We start from the raw sequence: 387 nt of genomic DNA on the forward strand, positions 1-387 counted from the left end.
CTTCGGATTGCTCCTAACCGCTCCCCTTAACCTTCCAGCACCGTGCAGGCGTCAGCCCGTATACTTCGCCTTACGGCTTCGCACAGACCTGTGTTTTTGCTAAACAGTCGCTTGGGCCTTTTCACTGCGGCCCCCTCGGGCTATTCACCCTACCGAGGCACCCCTTCTCCCGAAGTTACGGGGTCATTTTGCCGAGTTCCTTAACGAGAGTTCTTCCGCGCGCCTTAGAATTCTCTTCTCGCCTACCTGTGTCGGTTTGCGGTACGGGCACCTTCACCTGACTAGAGGCTTTTCTTGGCAGTGTGAGATCATGACCTTCGCTACTGTAATTTTCACTCCCCATCCCAGCCCAGCCTTAACGATGTGCGGATTTGCCTACACATCAGC

At 55.0% G+C, this 387-nt stretch carries 1 rRNA gene; it reads right to left on the reverse strand.

The features are described 5' to 3' along the window. A 23S ribosomal RNA gene (locus CHH75_RS24495) occupies positions 1 to 387 on the reverse strand; the annotation flags it as partial.

Origin of the sequence: Paenibacillus sp. 7541 (assembly GCF_002276395.1) — a bacterium.
Classification (GTDB): domain Bacteria; phylum Bacillota; class Bacilli; order Paenibacillales; family Paenibacillaceae; genus Paenibacillus_AQ; species Paenibacillus_AQ campinasensis.